16 protein-coding genes are annotated in these 15,048 nt (G+C 78.6%); 11 read left to right on the top strand and 5 right to left on the bottom strand.

What is annotated here, in order from left to right; genetic code table 11:
- Window positions 1-48 precede the first annotated feature (48 nt).
- Entirely contained in the window at window positions 49-618 is a 570-nt protein-coding gene (locus ACI79L_RS03790) for a hypothetical protein (RefSeq protein WP_456935486.1), read from the top strand.
- 2 nt (window positions 619-620) lie between these two features.
- Here ACI79L_RS03790 and ACI79L_RS03785 read toward each other — a convergent pair whose 3' ends face one another.
- The gene (locus ACI79L_RS03785) at window positions 621-932 is read right to left on the bottom strand and encodes a helix-turn-helix domain-containing protein (protein ID WP_456935485.1); all 312 of its coding nucleotides are present in this window, start codon (window positions 930-932) and stop codon (window positions 621-623) included.
- A 214-nt stretch (window positions 933-1,146) separates the two neighbouring features.
- On the opposite strand from ACI79L_RS03785, the gene ACI79L_RS03780 reads away from it, so the two are divergent.
- From ACI79L_RS03780 to ACI79L_RS03765, 4 genes are all read left to right on the top strand, one after another.
- Complete coding sequence (locus ACI79L_RS03780; RefSeq protein WP_456935484.1) at window positions 1,147-2,061, top strand: SAF domain-containing protein; 915 nt, start codon at window positions 1,147-1,149, stop codon at window positions 2,059-2,061.
- Complete coding sequence (locus ACI79L_RS03775; protein ID WP_456935483.1) at window positions 2,061-3,356, top strand: AAA family ATPase; 1,296 nt, start codon at window positions 2,061-2,063, stop codon at window positions 3,354-3,356. Before ACI79L_RS03780 ends, ACI79L_RS03775 begins: the two co-directional genes overlap by 1 nt.
- A gap of 91 nt (window positions 3,357-3,447) precedes the next feature.
- Window positions 3,448-4,821 (top strand): WS/DGAT/MGAT family O-acyltransferase, encoded by a 1,374-nt coding sequence (locus ACI79L_RS03770; protein WP_456935482.1) that lies wholly within the window; start codon window positions 3,448-3,450, stop codon window positions 4,819-4,821.
- A 69-nt stretch (window positions 4,822-4,890) separates the two neighbouring features.
- Window positions 4,891-5,403, top strand: a complete 513-nt coding sequence (locus tag ACI79L_RS03765; protein WP_456935481.1) for a DUF6912 family protein — start codon at window positions 4,891-4,893, stop codon at window positions 5,401-5,403.
- Between the two features lie 8 nt (window positions 5,404-5,411).
- Here the strand turns inward: ACI79L_RS03765 and ACI79L_RS03760 are convergent, their stop codons facing one another.
- On the bottom strand, window positions 5,412-9,524 hold the full coding sequence (locus tag ACI79L_RS03760; RefSeq protein WP_456935480.1) for an FtsK/SpoIIIE domain-containing protein: 4,113 nt from the start codon (window positions 9,522-9,524) through the stop codon (window positions 5,412-5,414).
- Window positions 9,525-9,678: 154 nt separating this feature from the next.
- Here ACI79L_RS03760 and ACI79L_RS03755 point away from each other — a divergent pair, with 154 nt between their 5' ends.
- Entirely contained in the window at window positions 9,679-9,972 is a 294-nt protein-coding gene (locus ACI79L_RS03755; protein ID WP_456935479.1) for a WXG100 family type VII secretion target, read from the top strand.
- Window positions 9,973-9,979: 7 nt separating this feature from the next.
- Here the strand turns inward: ACI79L_RS03755 and ACI79L_RS03750 are convergent, their stop codons facing one another.
- Both ACI79L_RS03750 and ACI79L_RS03745 read right to left on the bottom strand, forming a co-directional pair.
- Window positions 9,980-10,891 (bottom strand): HTTM domain-containing protein, encoded by a 912-nt coding sequence (locus tag ACI79L_RS03750; RefSeq protein ID WP_456935478.1) that lies wholly within the window; start codon window positions 10,889-10,891, stop codon window positions 9,980-9,982.
- Window positions 10,888-11,376, bottom strand: coding sequence for a hypothetical protein (locus tag ACI79L_RS03745; RefSeq protein WP_456935477.1), 489 nt, complete (start codon window positions 11,374-11,376; stop codon window positions 10,888-10,890). The genes ACI79L_RS03750 and ACI79L_RS03745 overlap by 4 nt, the downstream gene beginning before the upstream one ends.
- 141 nt (window positions 11,377-11,517) lie before the next feature.
- Between ACI79L_RS03745 and ACI79L_RS03740 the strand changes: the two genes are divergently transcribed.
- The gene (locus ACI79L_RS03740) at window positions 11,518-12,027 is read left to right on the top strand and encodes a MaoC family dehydratase (protein WP_100500843.1); all 510 of its coding nucleotides are present in this window, start codon (window positions 11,518-11,520) and stop codon (window positions 12,025-12,027) included.
- 25 nt (window positions 12,028-12,052) lie between these two features.
- On the opposite strand, the gene ACI79L_RS03735 is transcribed toward ACI79L_RS03740, so the two are convergent.
- A complete protein-coding gene (locus ACI79L_RS03735) occupies window positions 12,053-12,481 on the bottom strand; it encodes an NUDIX hydrolase (protein ID WP_456935476.1) in 429 nt (142 codons plus the stop codon).
- Between the two features lie 105 nt (window positions 12,482-12,586).
- On the opposite strand from ACI79L_RS03735, the gene ACI79L_RS03730 reads away from it, so the two are divergent.
- From ACI79L_RS03730 to ACI79L_RS03715, 4 genes are all read left to right on the top strand, one after another.
- Entirely contained in the window at window positions 12,587-13,210 is a 624-nt protein-coding gene (locus ACI79L_RS03730) for a DUF6758 family protein (RefSeq protein ID WP_456935475.1), read from the top strand.
- Window positions 13,211-13,334: 124 nt separating this feature from the next.
- Window positions 13,335-13,499 (top strand): hypothetical protein, encoded by a 165-nt coding sequence (locus ACI79L_RS03725; RefSeq protein ID WP_456929373.1) that lies wholly within the window; start codon window positions 13,335-13,337, stop codon window positions 13,497-13,499.
- A gap of 7 nt (window positions 13,500-13,506) precedes the next feature.
- Window positions 13,507-14,133, top strand: coding sequence for a PH domain-containing protein (locus ACI79L_RS03720; RefSeq protein WP_456935474.1), 627 nt, complete (start codon window positions 13,507-13,509; stop codon window positions 14,131-14,133).
- A 35-nt stretch (window positions 14,134-14,168) separates the two neighbouring features.
- Entirely contained in the window at window positions 14,169-15,026 is an 858-nt protein-coding gene (locus ACI79L_RS03715) for a PHP domain-containing protein (protein WP_456935473.1), read from the top strand.
- The last annotated feature ends 22 nt before the right edge of the window (window positions 15,027-15,048 follow it).

The raw sequence follows: 15,048 nt of genomic DNA, 5'->3' as shown, positions 1-15,048 counted from the left end.
GCAAATGCAACCAAACGCAAGAGTCCTTGTGGATCTAGGCTCTGCGGCATGCGCTGGCAGCAGCTGTTCGCCGACCTGCAGGCGGAGTTCGAGGAGGCCGCGGCGGCCGAGGAGCGGGCCGAGCTCCCGTCCCGGTCCCGGGCGGAGGTCGGTGCGCTGCGGCTGGCGGACCGGCTCGGCGGCGCGGTCGGCGGGCACGTGTCGCTGCGCTGCCGCGGCGCGGGGGAGGTGGCCGGCCGGCTCACCGAGCTCGGGCCGGACTGGGCGCTGCTCGACGACGGCTCCGGGCGCGAGGTGCTGGTGGCGCTGCCGGCCGTCGTCGCGGTGTCGGGGCTGGTGCGGACCACGGCCCCGGCCGGGCCGCCGTCGGCCGTCCGGGCGGCGCCGGACCTGCGCCGGGCGCTGCGCGGGCTGGCGCGCGACCGCAGCGCGGTGTCCGTCGTCCTCGACGACGGCGGGGTGCTGACCGGGACGGTGGACCGGGTGGGGGCCGACTTCGTGGAGCTGGCCGAGCACGCGGCCGACGACTTCCGCCGGGCCGGCGCGGTGCGCGGCGTGCGGGCGGCGGTGCTGTCGGCGGTCGCCGTGGTGCGGACGCTCGCGCCCGGCGCCGCCTGAGCTCAGCGGGCGAGGCGCCCTCCCCGGGCGGGCGCCTCGCCGGCCGGGGCCGCGTCCCCGCTGGTCCCGGCACCGTCGGCCGGCTCCCCGGCGGGCGCGACCTCGTCGGCGGCGGGCACCGCGCCGGCGCGGGCCTCGGCGTACTTCCGCTGGATGAACCGCTCCAGCTCGTCGACCTCGACCCGCCACTGGCCGCGGCCGCCGATCTGGATGGCGATCAGCTCCCGGCGCCGCACGAGGGCGTAGGCCTGCGACCACGAGACGTTGAGGATCTCGGCGACGTCGTCGAGGGTCAGGAAGCGCGGTGTGGGCATGGGGCTCTCCGTCCGGTCCCCGCCAGTCTGTCAGGAACGCACTCACCCGCACGCTTCCCGTCCACACCCGAACGTGTGGACAACCGGTGCACGCATCCGCATCCGTACCGCATCATCTGCGTCCGACCGAGCCTCGCCGTGCCGGTCGGGACGGACACCCGCCGGCCGGCGGGCCGCCGGGGCCAGCCCCGGCCAGCGGAGGGAGGAGCGCCCGGTGAGCGCTGCGACGCGCACGGTGCCGACGGGTTCCGCCGCGGAGACCCCGGCCGGGCCGGTGCCGCGCCGGGTGCGGCCGCCCCGCTGGCTGGACCTGCGCCTGGTGCTCGGCGTGCTGCTCGTCCTGGGCTCGGTGCTGCTGGGCGCCCGCGTGCTCACCGCCGCCGACGCCACCGTGCCGGTGTGGTCGGTGACCGCCGACCTCGCCGCCGGCACCGTGCTCGGTCCCGAGGACCTGGCCGCCGTCGACGTCCGGCTCGGCGACGCTGCCGGCGCCTACCTGTCCACCGGCACCGACCCCGCGGGCCGGACCCTCGCCCGGGCGGTCCGGGCCGGCGAGCTGCTGCCGCGGACCGTCCTGGAGGAGCCGGAGGACCTGGTGCAGGTCGCGCTGCCGGTCCAGGCCGGCTACGTGCCGCCGGGCCTGGCCCGCGGCACGGTCGTCGACGTCTACGGGGTCACCGACCCGGCGGGCACCGCGACGGGGGAGGGTGTCGTGCTCGTGGTCGGCTCGGCGCCGGTGCAGGCGGTCAGCGGCCGGGCGGAGGGCGTCCTCTCGACCACGACCACGACCGTGCAGGTGGTGGTCGCCGTGCCCGCCGACGACGCGCCCGACGTGCTGGCCGCCATCGGTGGCCGGCCGCTGGTGGTCGTGGTGCACGGGTCCGTGGAAGGCGCCGGCACGCCCGCGGTGTCCCGCTCGCCGGCCGCTCCGCCGTCGCCGTCGCCGTCGCCGTCGCCGTCTCCGGCCTCCTCGTCTCCGGCCTTCTCGACGCCGGCGCCGGGGCCGGCTCCCGGGCCGGCTCCCGTGCCCGTCCCGCCGGTGCAGCCCGCGCCCGCGCTGGTGGAGCCGGTGGCCCCGCCGGTGACCGTCGACCCCGCGGCCGGTGTCCCCGCCGCGCCCGCCGCCTGATGGCGCTGCAGGTCGTCACCGCGGTCACCGGCGCGCCGTGGGAGGCGGCGCTGGTCGGGGCGCTGGACCGCGCCGACCACGGCGTCACCGTCGTGCGGCGCTGCGTCGACGCCTCGGACCTGCTGGCCACCGCGGCCACCGGCACCGCCCAGGCCGCGCTGCTGTCGGCCGACCTGCACCGGCTCGACGGCGAGGCGGTCGCCCGGCTGACCGCCGCAGGGGTGGCCGTCGTCGGGCTGGCCGACCCCGCGGACCAGCGCGCCGGCGACCGGCTGCGCGCCCTCGGCGTGGGGACGGTGCTGCCGGCCGACGCCCCGGCCGAGGACGTCGTGCGCGCGCTGCGGGACGCCGTCGCGGGCGGGCCCGCCGCCGGGCGCGACGTCGCCGACCCGCGGGCGGCGCTGCCCGCCCCGGCGCTGCCCGAGCCGGAGCCGGAGGAGCAGCGGCCCCCGCGCGGCCGGGTCGTGGCGGTGTGGGGGCCGACCGGCGCGCCCGGCCGGACCACCGTCGCGGTCAGTCTCGCCGACGAGGCCGCCCGTCTCGGCGTCCCCACGCTGCTCGTCGACGCGGACGTCTACGGCGGCGTGGTCGCCCAGGTGCTCGGGCTGCTCGACGAGTCGCCGGGGCTGGCCGGGGCGGCGCGGCAGGCCGCGGCCGGCACGCTCGACGGCGCCGCGCTCACCCGGCTGGCCTGGTCGGTCCGCCCGGACCTGGCCGTGCTGACCGGGCTGGCGCGCGCCGACCGCTGGCCCGAGCTGCGGCCCGCCGCGGTCGCCGCGGTGCTCACGGAGGCGCGGCGGGCCGCCGACCTCGTCGTCGTCGACTGCGCGTTCAACCTCGAGGAGGACGAGGAGCTGTCCTTCGACACGGCCGCGCCCCGGCGCAACGGCGCCACGGTGACCGTGCTCGAGTCCGCCGACGACGTCCTCTGCGTCAGCGGCGCCGACCCCGTGGCGCTGCAGCGCACCATCCGCGCCCTCGGCCAGCTGCGCGACCTGCTGCCGGAGGTGGAGCCGGCGGTCGTGGTCAACCAGGTGCGCCGCGGGCCGGTGCCCGGGGACCCGCGCGAGGAGATCGCGGGCGCGCTCGAGCGCTTCGCCGGCCGCACGGTCCGCGCGTTCCTGCCGGCCGACCGCCGCGCCACCGACGCCGCCCTCGCCTCCGGCCGGACGCTCGCCGAGGTGGCGCCCGGCTCCCCGCTGCGCGCCGCCCTGCGGTCGCTGGCCGCGGGGCTCGCGGAGGTGCCCGAGCCCGCCGCCGGCCGGCGCGGCCGCCCCCGCAGGAGGGCCGGGTGACGCCGCCGTCCCGGCCCGGCGGCCACCCGTCCCGCGGGTGTGCCGGTCTCCGGCCGCGACGTACGGTGGGCACCCGATCCGGAGGAGGACGATGGCCGAGCGGCTGAGCACCCTGGACGCGTCGTTCCTCTACCTGGAGGACGACGGGGCACCGATCCACGTCGCCGGGGTGCTGGTCCTGGAGCCGGTCGAGGGCGGTCTCGACGCCCTCGCCGAGCTGGTCGAGGCGCGGCTGCCGCTGGTGCCGCGCTACCGGCAGCGGATCGTGCCGGTGCCGGGCCACCTGGCGAACCCGGTGTGGGCCGACGACCCCGACTTCGACGTCGCCTACCACGTCCGGCGGTCGGCGGTGCCGCGCCCGGGCACCGAGGCGCAGCTGCTCGACCTGGTCTCCCGGGTGACCTCGCGCCCGCTGGACCGCGGCCGGCCGCTGTGGGAGGTCTACCTGGTCGAGGGCCTGTCCGGCGGCCGGGTCGCGGTGGCCACCAAGACCCACCCGGCGCTGGTCGACGGCCTGGGAGCCGTCGACATCGCGCAGGTCCTGCTCGACAGCTCGCCGGACGCGCCCGTCCCGTCGGCCGACCACTGGGCGCCGCGGCGGGTGCCCGGCCCGGTCGAGCTGGTCCGCGACGCGCTCGGGGACTACGTGCAGCGCCCCACGGCGGTGCTCGAGACCGCGCGGTCGGCGGTCGGGGACCTGCGCTCCACCGCGGCCCGGGTGCGGGGCGTGGCCGGAGGGCTGGTCCGGGCGGCCCGCTCGGCGGTCGTCCCGGCTCCGCACGGCCCGCTCGCCCGCACGCTGGGCAACCAGCGGCGGGTCGCCGTCGCGCGCGCCGACCTCGAGGACCTCAAGGCGATCCGCAAGGCGCACGGCGGCACGATCAACGACGTCCTGCTGACCGTGCTCAGCGGCGCCCTGCGCGACTGGCTGCTGTCCCGCGGCGAGCCGGTGCTCGGCTCGACCGCGGTCCGCGCGCTGGTACCGGTGTCGGTGCAGGGCGAGGACCAGGACGCGCCGGGCAGCGGCGTGGCGGCCTACCTGGTCGACCTGCCGGTCGGGGAGCCCAACCCGTGGGTGCGGCTGGCCCGGCTCAGCTACGCGATGCGCGGGGTGACCGGCTCGGTGCGCGCCGACACGCTCGTCGCGCTGACCGGTTTCGCCCCGCCCACGCTGCACGCGCTCGGTGCGCGCGCGGCCCGGGGGCTGTCGCGGCGGATGTTCAACCTCGTCGTCACCAACGTCCCGGGTCCGCAGGTGCCGCTGTACGCCGCCGGCAGCCGGATGCTCGAGGTGTTCCCCGTGGTCCCGTTGATCGGCGGGCAGGGCCTGGCGGTCGGCATGACCAGCTACGACGGGCACGTCTACGTCGGGCTCAACGCCGACCGGGACGGCGCCGGGGACGTGGACGTCCTGGCCGACCTCGTCGAGCAGGAGGTCGGGGCGCTCGCCGACTCCGTGCGCTGACCCGGCGGCGGACCCGGGCCGAGGGGTGCGGGATACGGTCGCCTTCCCCGACAGGAGAGGAGCGGCCGGGTGCGGATCTACCTGCCGGCGACGACGAGCGTCCTGCGGACGCTCGTGGACGAGGGCCGGCTGAGCGGGCCGCACACCGGCTTCGCCGTCACCCCGCGGCTGCGCGACCACTACGCGCTCAGCGACGCCGCGGCCGACGTCGAGGAGCTGGAGTACGCGGCGCTGCTCGCCGCCGCCCGGGCCAGCCTGCGGCTGGTCGACGTCGACCCCACGGCCGCCCGCCGCCGGGTCGTGCTCGCCGCCGACGTGCCCGACGGCACGGTCACCGAGATCGACGACCCGGACACCGAGCCCGGCGCCGTGCGGGTCACCGCCGACGTCGCGCTCGCCGACGTGGCCAGCGCGCACGTCGACGGCGCCGAGGCCGAGGAGGACGTGCGCGCCGCGGTCGCCGTGGTCCTCGAGGCCGACCTCGGCAGCGAGGAGGCGCAGTTCGTCGTCGACCAGGCCGAGGGGCACGAGCTGGCCTGGTACGCCACCCAGGAGATCGGCCCGGCGCTCGACCTGCTCTGACCGGCCGGTCACGGGCCCGCCGGCCGGGCGCGGGCGACCTGGACCCGCTGCGGGGTCCCGGCGGTGACCAGCCAGCCCGACCCCGGCCGGACCGGCACCGGCGTCCGGGGCAGCCGGGTGCCCAGCAGGTCGGCGTCGCCGGGGCCCGGGCACAGCAGCAGGCCGCTGCGGCCGCGGCGCAGCTCGGCGACCGGGCCGCGGAAGGCGGGGGAGAGCTCACCGGCCGTCCCGGCGGCGAGCACCAGCACCTCGCCGGTGCGCTCGCCGCCGGCCAGTGCGGCGCCGACCGGTGAGTCGGCGAGCGTGCCGGCGTCGTCCAGCAGCACCGCGCCCGGGCGCCCGGCCAGGCCCGCGCACCACGCCCGCCACCCGGTGACGTCGTCGGCGAGGAGCACCGGCAGCCCGTCCGGTGCCGACCGGCCGGCCCGGAGCACGCGCAGGACGGGGACGCCGGCCGCCGTCAGCGTCGCGCCCAGCGCCGTCAGCGTGCTCGTCCGGCCGCTGCCGGGCGGGCCGACGACGAGCAGCCCCCCGGCGCGCAGCAGGTCGACGGTGAGCACGCCGCCCTCGTCGCCGCCGGGCCCCAGCGGCACGCGGCGGAGCAGGCCGGCGTCCTCCCCGGCCGGCGGCTGCACCGGCGGCGGGTCCGGCGGCAGCTCGGGCACGAGCAGCGGCCCGGCACCCGGCGGGGCGGCCGGCGCGGTGCGGCGGAGGGGCCGGGGCAGCGCGACCTGGCACTCGAGTGCCTCCTCGCCCAGCAGCGCCCGGCCCGGCGGGCGGGCACCGGGCACCGCGCGGACCGGCACCCCGGCCACGGCGTAGTCGGCGCGGTCGGGCAGCGGGAGGACCAGGCGGGTCCCCGCGGCCGCGGCCAGCCGCCCCCCGGGGACGGCGCGGTCGGCGGTCAGGACGCAGGTCAGCGCGGCCGCGCCGCCGTCGCGGACGAGCCGCAGGAACTCGGCCGCGCCCTGCCCGGGGACCGCCTCGTCCAGCTGCGCCAGCAGCCCGTCCACGCCGTCGACCAGGAGCAGGACGGCCGGGACCTCCGCACGCCCTCCGGCCCGCCGCCCGGCGACCTCCCCGGCCAGCCGGGACACCAGCCGGACGGTGCGCAGCGCGTCGTCCGCGCCGACCACCGTGCCGGTGTGCGCCAGGCCCGCGGCCTCGGCGGCCAGCGCGCCACCGGCGTGGTCGAGGACGTGCACGTGCAGCCGGCCGGGCGACAGCCGGGCCACGGCCTCGGCCAGCACGGTGCGCAGCAGGGTGGTGCGGCCGCTGCCCGGGCCGCCCACGGCCAGCCAGCCGCCGCCGCGGTCGAGGTCGAGCCGCAGCGGCTCCCGCGCCTGCCGGTCGGGGCGGTCGACGAGCCCCACCACCAGCCGCGTCGCGGGCCCGTCCGCGCCGGGGAGGTCGGTCGTCCTCAGCCGCTCGGGGAGCGCCGGCTGCCAGGGCCGGTGCGGCCGCCGCACGCCCGCCGCCTCGGCGTGGCCGGTGGTGGCCGCGGTGACCCGGGCGAGGTCGGTCGGGCCCACCGGCGTCCCGGGCGCGGTCCCCGCCGGAGGGGCCGGCCAGGACCAGCGGGTCACCGTCGGGCCGGCGGCCGCCACCGCGGGGCCGAGCGCCACCCGTGCCGCCTGGAACGGGACCGGGCGCCCGCTGCCGGTGCGCAGGTACCCCCGGCCGGGGCGGTCCGCCGGCACCGCCGCGGCGACCCCGCTGCCGAGCACGTCGCGCGAGTCGGCCTCGTCGGTGGTTCGCAGGCACAGCCGCAGCGAGCAGTTGGCCCGGATCTCGGGGGACACCACGCCGCCGGGGCGCTGGGTCGCGAGCACCAGGTGCACGCCGAGGGAGCGGCCCCGCTGGGCGATGCCGACCAGGCCCGCGACGAACTCCGGCAGCTCCTCGGCCAGCCCCGCGAACTCGTCGACGACGATCACCAGCCGCGCCAGCTCGACCTCCGGCGGGAGCGCCGCGAGGTCGGGGACCCCGGCCGCGGCCAGCAGCGCCTCGCGGCGGGCGAGCTCCGCCGTCAGCGACCGCAGCGCCCGGGCGGTGGCCGCGCCGTCCAGGTCGGTCACCAGGCCCACGGTGTGCGGCAGCGCCACGGCCTCGGCGAAGGCGGCACCGCCCTTGTAGTCGACCAGCAGGAACGAGCACCGGTCGGGCGGGTGTGCCAGCGCGAGCCCGGCGACCAGCGTCTGCAGCAGCTCCGACTTGCCCGACCCGGTCGTCCCCGCCACCAGGGCGTGCGGCCCGTCCCGCACCAGGTCCACCTCGGCCGGCCCGTCCGCGGTCACGCCCAGCCGAGTGGTGAGCGACGACCGCGTGGCCGACCAGGTGACCGGCACCTCCCCGGCGGGCCCGCCCCGGCCGTCCGCGAGCAGGTCGAGCAGGCGCACGCTGCCGGGCAGCCCCGCGGCCTGCCGGGCGGGCGCCAGGGGAGCCAGGTCGCGGGCCAGCCGCGCCGCGGCGGCGCGGGGCAGGCGGTCGACGACGAGGTCCACGGGGAGCACGCCGTCGCCGAGCCCGAGCCGCCCGGTGTCGCCGGTCTCGCCCCCGACCTCGAGGACGGCGGGGACGCAGCCGCCGAGGTCCTCGCCGCGGCGGGCGAGCGCCAGCAGCACCGCCCCCCGCTCGCGGCACCGGCGCAGGAGCTCGGCGAGCGCCGGGTCGACCGGCCGGTCGACGACGAGGACCGGCGTCCCCTCGGCGTCCCCGCGCCCGTCGGCCAGGCCGGTCAGCCAGGCGGACGGCGCCGTGTCGGCTCCGGCCCCCGAGGGGCGGACCGGGACCGCGCCGGCCGGCAGGTGCGGCAGCCACCGCGCCCAGGACCAGTCGGCCACCCGGCCGGCGGAGGCGAGGACCGCGACGTCGACGTCACCGGGCGCGGACAGGGCGACCAGCTGCGCCAGCAGCCCGCGCACCACCCCCAGCGCGGGCTCCCGCGGGCCGGTCACGGCCAGGCCCCCGGTCCGGCCCAGGTCGACGGTCACCGGCAGGTCGGCCGCCGGTTCGGGCACCCGCCGGCCCGCCTCGACGCGGACCACTCGTGTGGCACCCGCGCCGGTCCCCACCCGCACGGTCAGCGCCGCCGGGTCCCCGGCGCCGCGGGACCACAGCAGGGTGGTCCGCCGGCGCGCCGCGGCGGTCAGGGCCGCCAGGTCCGGAGCGGCCGCCCGCGCCGCCCGGACGTCGGCCCGGACCGCCTCCGCCAGCCGGGCGCGCGCCTCCCGCACCTGCCCGGCGTGCGCCGCGGCGGCCCGCCTACCGGTGCGCGACCCGCTCCACCGGTCCGACGCCCAGCCGCCCACCGCCACCAGCGGGCCCAGCAGCGCGAAGAACAGGAAGGTGGGCGCCGACAGGACCAGCGCGAGGGCGACCCCGGCGACCGCCGGCAGCACCACGGCCACCCAGCCCAGCCGGCGCCGCGGTGCGGCCGCGGGCGGCTCCGGCCAGATCACCTCCACCTCCGGGCGGTGCGCGGAGGGCGGGACGCCCGGGCGGACGAGCCGGCGGCCGCCCGGCCCGGGCCGCAGCCCCGCGCGCCCGTCCCGCGGGCCGGTGACGGTGACCGAGCTCGCGCCCAGTCGCAGCACCGCGCCGGGTCGCCACGGGCGCGCGGTGCCGTCGAGGTCGGCGTCGTCGAGCCGGCTGCCGTTGGTCGAGCCGAGGTCGGTCACGGTGAGGCCGCCGGCGCCGACCTCGAGCGCGACGTGCCGGCGGGAGACCCCCGGATCGGGCAGGGACAGCGTGGCGCCGGCCCCGCGGCCGAGCACGTGCCGGCCGGTGGCCAGCGGGACGACGGTGCCCGCCGCGGGCCCGCCGACCACGTGCAGCTCCAGAGGGCTGGCGGCCGGCTCGCCGGACCGGGGGACCGGGCGGCCCAGGCCCAGGACCGCGCCGTGGAGCAGGCGGTCGTCGGTCAGGAGGAGCTCCCCGGGCAGCCGGGTGCTGCCGGACCACAGGCCCGCGGCCGCGGTGCCCAGGGCGTCGGCCAGCGGGGCCAGCACGGCGTCGAGCCGGGCGTCGTCGGGAGCGCGGACCTCGACGTCGACGGCGCCCTCGGCGCCGACCAGCGTCCAGCAGCGGGCCTCGGCGCCGGCGGGGAGGGGAGCGGACACGGGCGCGACGCTCCCGGCGGCGGGCCCACCGCGGGGCCGGCCGGGCCCAGCTGTGGACGGGACCGCGGCTGTGGACGGCCCCGGCGCCCCCGGGGCCGGTCCGGCCTACCGTCCGCAGCCACCCGGGAGGGACCCGGGACGGACAGGAGGGGCCATGAGGGTCGACATCGGGACGCTGCAGTCGATGGCCGGGCGGTGCCAGGCCGAGGCGGCCGAGACCGCCGCGCGGCACGCGACGCTGTCGAGCACGGTCACGACCTCGGTGCTCGACGGCTGGACCGACAGTCAGGCCGCGGTGCAGTTCAGCGCGCTCTACGAGCAGTGGCGGGTCTCGGCCCAGGGGGTCAGCGACGCGCTCACCGGCATGGGCGGGCTGCTCACGGCGGTCGCCGCGTCCTACCAGCAGCACGAGGCGGACGTGGCCGCCCGCATCGGCGCGCTGATCTGACGCCGGGTCAGCCGGGTGGTGCCGCGGCGGACAGCGCGGCGGGCCGCCCGGGCTGCAGGCGCCGGCGCACCGCGGCGAGGACCTCGGGCGCCCGCTCCCACGGCAGGATCGACAGGATCGCCACGCAGTGCGGCAGGAAGATGATCCGCAGCCCGCCGAACACCACGAGGTGGAAGCCCAGCAGGAACACCACGAGCGCGACGCGGGCCCGGTCGGACCGGACGAGCAGCATCAGCGGCGCGGCGAACTCGAACACGAGCATCACCCACTGCACGGCCACGAGCAGGCCGGGGACGTCGAGCGTCCAGTCCGACAGGGCGGTGCCGCGGCGGATCACCGCCCGGGTGATGGTCGAGCCGGTCGCCCAGTCCCAGCCGCCGAAGCGCATCTTCGCCCAGGCCGCGAGGAAGTAGGTCAGCATCACCGTGACCATCACCGCGGCCATCGCCCAGCCGGCGGCCTCGGACCGGCGGCGGTCGCGCCAGCGGACCCGGCCGATGGTGGGCAGCACGGCCAGCGCGACGAGGTAGGCGATGCGGTCGTGGTCGACCTTGCCGTAGCTCATCGCGATGACCATCCACTCGAGGTACAGCACGAACACGGCCGTGCCGAGCAGACGGGGCGCGCGGCCGGTGGCCGCGGCGAGGGCGGTGAGGACCAGCGCCCACTGCACGACGTGGACGACGGTCGACGTCGGCGTGGGCAGGTGCAGCACGCGGGCGATCTCGAGGGGCTGGTACCAGACGGTGGGCACCTCGGCGTGGGCGCGGACCCACGCGGTGGTGAGGAAGACGTCGACCGGCACGAACAGGTAGGCGATGGTGCGGAACACCGCGATGCGGGCCAGCGGGACCGGGCGGGTCCAGAAGCCGCGCAGGCCGCGGACCGCGGACACGAGGAAGGTCACCGGGGAGGTCACGCGCCGCCCCCCAGGTCCTGGCCGACGAGGACGCGGTCGGTCCACTCACCGGTCGGCTGCCCGTCGGCGAGCTCGAAGTGCCGCTGCACCACCTGCACCTCGACGAGGTCGGGGGCGTCCGGGTGCCGGCGCGCGTACGTCTCGGCCAGCGTCACCAGCAGTGCCGGGTCGTCGACCAGCCGCGGGAGCTGCCCCTCGAACTCGGCGCGGCGCAGCCCGACCTCGCCGCCGGACAGGCGCACCTCCTCGCCCTCGCCGGTCAGGCCGACGACCCGGGTGGAGACCACCGGCGCGTTCACCTCGGCGCGGGTCGAGTACATCTTGAACGGGCCGAAGGGGAACGAGGCGTCGGTGCCCCAGACCGTCCCGGCGAGCAGCAGCGCGAGGACGGCCGCGGAGGCGGCGAGGCGGACGCGGCGCCCGGCGGTGGAGAGCCTGACGACGTCCGCCTCCGCGGGATCGCCGGCGCGGGACGGCTGGACCACCCGGGCATCGTAGGATCGGCGCCCGTCCAGATGGGTCACCGACGCCGCGTGGTGGGCAACTGGCCTGCCCGGCCCGGGACGGCCCCTGCCCGCGCACGACGTCGGCACCGTCCACCGCACGACGACGTCGGAGGAGCGCACATGCAGTTCGGTCGGTACTACGAGGAGTTCGAGGTCGGTGCGGTCTACAAGCACTGGCCCGGGAAGACCGTCACAGAGTACGACGACCACCTGTTCTGCCTCATCACGATGAACCACCACCCGCTGCACCTGGACACCCACTACGCGGCGGAGACCACGGACTTCGGCAAGAACGTCGTCGTCGGCAACTACGTCTACTCGCTGCTGCTCGGCATGAGCGTGCCCGACGTGTCCGGCAAGGCCATCGCCAACCTGGAGATCGAGTCGCTGCGGCACGTGGCGCCGACCTTCCACGGCGACACCATCTACGGCGAGACCACCGTCCTGGACAAGACGGAGTCGAAGTCCAAGGACGACCGCGGCGTCGTGTACGTCGAGACGATCGGCTACAAGCAGGACGGCACCGTCGTGTGCGTCTTCCGGCGCAAGGTCATGGTGCCCAAGCGGTCCTACGGCGAGGCGCGCGGCGGCGAGCAGCCCGGCCGCCCGGAGCCGAAGCCGCGCTCCTGAGGGGGGAGGGGCGCTGCCGGACCGCTCAGGTGGGCAGCGCGCCCCAGCCGCGCAGCGTCGCGACCAGCCCCGGCGTGCAGGCCAGCCGGCCGAGGTCGGCGGCGCCGGCCCAGGTGACCGCGTCCGCGTCGTCGCCCGGGACCGGCGCCGCCGCCGGGTCCTCGGGGGTGCAGGCGAAGTCGACGACGTCGTAGACGACGCCGTCGCCGGGGATCGTCACCCGGCCCACCTCCGCGCCGACCCGGACCGCCAGCCCGGTCTCCTCGCGCACCTCGCGGGCGACCGCCGCGGGCAGCGTCTCGCCCGGCTCCACCCGCCCGCCGGGCACCGACCACAGCCCCCGGCCGGGGGCGTTGCGCCGGCGGACCAGCAGCAGCCGGCCCTCCCCGTCGAGGACCACGGCGCCGACGCAGGCCTGCACCGGCAGCCGGTCGCCGGGGGAGTCGGGAGCCACGGCGGCAGGCTACGGCCGGGGTCGCGGCGGGGGACACGGCGAGACGGGACGGCACCGTCCGCCTGCGCTTGACGTCAGCCCCGAGTGACAGGACGGTGTCATCCGATGAGCGGCTCCCCGGTCTGTCCCCGCTGTGGCGAACCACTGGTGGTGCGCCCCGGGGACTCGGCGGTGGCCTGGTGCCACGTGCACGGCGCGGTCACCCCCCTGCACCACACCACGCTCATCGCCCACGACGCCATCGCCGCGGTGACCGCCGACGCCCGGGTGCCCGCGTGGGTGCCCGACCCGGTGCCGCCGGGCTGGTCGGTGACCGGCCTGGCGTGGGGCGGGGAGCCCGGGGCGCGGGCGATCGTCGTCGGCTGCGCCGGCCCGGCGCCGCTGGGCGGGTCGGCGGAGCTGGTGCTGGTCGCGGAGGAGCCGGGCACGGGCGTGGGCTGCGGCTACGCCGGCCTCCCGGGCCTGGACCCTGGCGGGGTCATCACCGGCCCGTCGTCGGCGTCGGTGGAGGCCGCCGGCCAGCACGCGCCGCTGTGGGCGGTGCCCACCTCCGACGACCGGGCCGCCTTCGTCGGCGAGGCGTTCGGCGTGTGGTTGTGGCTGGTCATGTGGCCGATGTCGGCGGCCTGGCTGCTGGCCGAGGAGATGCGCCTGCTCGACCTGCGGGAACGGCTCTACCCCGACCTCCCGCTCGGCCCGCCCAGCGAGCACCTGCTGCCGGGGGACTGACCCGTCCGTCCGCCGCCCGGCGTGTCCCGGCGGAGGGTGCTGGGGCCTGTGTTACCCATGGGGCCGGCCTCCGGGCCTACCCGCGCGGGCACGTCGTCCGCCGGTCCGAGCGGATCCCCCGGGGGTGGCGGTGAACCTGAAGAAGGTGCTCGTCTGGCTGGCGGTGGCCTTCGTCGTGTTCTACGTCATCCAGCGCCCCGAGGCCTCGGCCGACGTGGTGCGCAGCGCCGGGGAGGCGCTCGGCAGCGCGGCGTCGTCGATCGCGGCCTTCGTCGGCTCGCTCGTCTGACCCCGCCGTGAGCGGCCCGGCCGGCGGCCGCCCGCCGCGGTGGGCCAAGGACGCCGCCAAGTACCTGCTCCCCGGTGAGCAGGCGGTCGTGGCGACCCGCCGGCACTGGGCGGTGCTGCTCTGGCCGGCCGCGAAGGCGGTCGCCGTCCTGCTCGTCGGGCTGTGGGTGCTCACCCTCGACCCGGACAACCGGGTCAGCGCGAGCGTCGGCCTGCTCGTCGTCCTCGGTGCCCTCGGCTGGTTCGCGCTACGGGCCGGCGAGTGGTGGATGCGGCACTTCATCGTCACCCGCCGCCGCGTGCTGCTGACCTCGGGGATCGTCGCGCGCACGGTCAGCCTGCTGCCGCTGCGCCGGATCACCGACCTGACCTGGAAGGAGACCGTCCCCGGCCAGCTGCTGGGCTACGGCACCTTCCGGTTCGAGTCGGCCGGCTCGCAACAGGCCCTGTCGCAGATCACCTTCCTGCCGCGCGCGGACCTGCTCTACCGCGAGGTGAGCGAGCTGCTGTTCGGCAGCGACGGCGGCGGCGCAGCGGCCGGCGACGACGAGGGCAACCCGGACGACGGCCGGCGCCCCGCCGCGGCGCCGCCCCGGCACGACACCCAGCCGATCCCGCGCCCGCCGGGGGCCTGAGCAGCGCGCGCCCGGTTGGGGGAGGCTGGACGCCGATGCGCATCGACCTGCACACCCACTCGTCGGTCTCCGACGGCACCGACACCCCGGCGGAGCTGGTGGCCGCCGCCCGCGCCGCCGGCCTCGACGTCGTCGCGCTCACCGACCACGACACCACCGACGGGTGGGCGGCGGCCGCCGCGGCCCGGCCGGAGGGGCTGACCGTCGTCCCGGGCCTGGAGCTGTCCGCGCGCTGGTTCCCCGCCGAGGGGCGGCCGGTCAGCGTGCACCTGCTGGCCTACCTGTTCGACCCCGAGCACCCCGAGCTGGCCGGCGAGCTGCGGCGGCTGCGCGAGGAGCGGCTGACCCGCGGCCAGCGGATGGTCGCCGCGCTCGCCGCGGCCGGATACCCGGTGGAGTGGCAGCGGGTCCTGGACTCCAGCGGCGGCGCGGTGGTCGGCCGCCCGCACGTGGCCCGGGCGCTGGTCGAGGCGGGCGTCGTCGCGTCGGTCGATGCGGCCTTCACCACGCTGCTGCACCAGGGCGGGCCGTACCACGTGACCAAGGCCGACACCGACGTGCTCGAGGGCATCCGGCTGGTCCGGGCGGCCGGCGGGGTGCCGGTGTTCGCCCACGGCCTGGCCACCCGGCGCGGGCGGGTGGTCGACGACGCCGCGATCGCCGCGATGGCCGAGGCCGGGCTGGTCGGGCTGGAGGTCGACCACCCCGACCACGACCCGGCCCAGCGCGAGCACCTGCGCGGCCTGGCCGCCGACCTCGGGCTGCTGGTCACCGGGTCCAGCGACCACCACGGCGCGAACAAGGCGACGCCGCTGGGCGCGTGCACCACCGACCCGGAGCAGTACGAGGCGCTGGTGGCTGCGTCCACCGGCAGCGTGCCCCTGGCCGGCTGAGGCGCCGACGCCGGTTAGCGTG

The sequence above is a fragment of the Geodermatophilus sp. SYSU D00684 genome, from assembly GCF_054050455.1.
The sequence above is the reverse complement of the archived record's forward strand: the minus strand, read 5'-3'. Positions and strand labels throughout refer to the sequence as shown.